At 64.5% G+C, this 1,581-nt stretch carries 1 protein-coding gene; it reads left to right on the top strand.

The features are described 5' to 3' along the window. Nucleotides 1-69: 69 nt before the first annotated feature. A complete protein-coding gene (locus GGC30_RS16145) occupies nucleotides 70-1,509 on the top strand; it encodes an IS1182 family transposase (protein ID WP_153926142.1) in 1,440 nt (479 codons plus the stop codon). The last annotated feature ends 72 nt before the right edge of the window (nucleotides 1,510-1,581 follow it).

Here is a 1,581-nt window from a genome sequence, read left to right as displayed (position 1 = left end):
GAGGCTGTGTGAAAACGCCTCCAGCTCGAGCGAATTAGGGTAGCCTCCTGAGGTCTTCAGGAGGTGGGTATGAGCCGCTTCGTTCAGGGTGCAGACCGCCGGCAGCAGACGCTGCTTCCCGAGTGCCTCGACGACTATGTGGCCGAGGATAATCCAGTCCGGGTGGTCGATGTCTTCGTCGACGAGCTGGATCTGAAGGGGCTGGGCTTCGAGGGCATGACGCCGGCGGCGACGGGCCGTCCGGCCTATCACCCGTCAATGCTGTTGAAGCTCTACGTCTACGGCTACCTGAACAAGGTGCAGTCGAGCCGGAGACTGGAGCGCGAGGCGCAGCGCAACGTCGAGCTGATGTGGCTGACGGGGCGGCTGGCGCCGGATCACAAGACCATTGCCGACTTCCGCCGCGAGAATGGCCCTGCGATCCAGGCGGCGTGCGCGCAGTTCGTGGTTCTGTGCCGCCAGCTTGGCCTGTTCGGCGCGGCCTTGGTCGCCATCGACGGCTCCAAGTTCAAGGCGGTGAACACCCGCGACAAGAACTTCACCGCCTACAAGGTGAAGCGGCGGATCGAGCAGGTTGCCGAGCACATCGCCAGCTACCTCGAGGACCTCGATACGGCCGATCGGCACGAGGGGGATGGCGTGGCGGCACGGTCGGTGAGGCTGGTCGAGAAGATCAATCGGCTCCGCGCCCAGATGGCGATGCTGAGGGCGATGGAGGCTGAGGTCGAGGCGTCGCCGGACGGCCAGGTGTCCCTGACCGATCCCGACGCCCGCGCCATGGCGACGTCAGGCCGGGGGAGCGGCATCGTCGGCTACAACGTCCAATCCGCCGTCGAGGGCGAGCATCACCTGATCGTCGCCCACGAGGTGGTGATGACCGGCTCGGACAAGCAACAGCTGGCGAACATGGCGGGTCAGGCCAAGGAGGCCATGGGCGTGGAGAGGCTCGATGTGCTGGCGGACCGGGGCTACTTCTCCGGCGAAGAAATCCTGGCCTGTGAGGCCCTGGGCGCGACGCCCTTCGTGCCAAAGACGCTGACATCAGGCGCAAAGGCGAATGGACGCTTCGGCAAGCAGGACTTCGTCTATCTGCCAGATCAAGACGTCTACCGTTGCCCGGCCGGCTCCCTGCTTCCGTACCACATGACCGTCGTCGAAAGAGGCATGACGCTGCATCGATACTGGGATCGGGCCAGTTGCACAGGCTGTAGCATCAAGGCCCAGTGCACGCCTGCGGTCGAGCGAAAGGTCACGCGCTGGGAGCATGAGGCGGTGATCGATGCCCTTCAAACCCGAATGGACCTGAGGCCCAGAGCCATGCGCGAACGGCGAAGCCTGGTCGAACACCCCTTCGGCACCATCAAGGCCTGGATGGGCCACTCCCACTTCCTGATGAAGCGCCTGCCCAACGTGAAGACCGAGATCAGCCTCCACATCCTGGCCTACAATATGAAGCGGGTGATGGCGGTGCTCGGAACGAAGCCGCTGATGGAGGCGATCAGGGCCTGAGACGATGGCGCTCTGCGCCTCGTCGCCACACCCGCCCCGCCGTAGCTCAGCACGTTTTTACACGGCCTCGAC

This window comes from Brevundimonas sp. SPF441 (assembly GCF_009661015.1).
GTDB lineage: Bacteria > Pseudomonadota > Alphaproteobacteria > Caulobacterales > Caulobacteraceae > Brevundimonas > Brevundimonas vesicularis.
The sequence above is the reverse complement of the archived record's forward strand: the minus strand, read 5'-3'. Positions and strand labels throughout refer to the sequence as shown.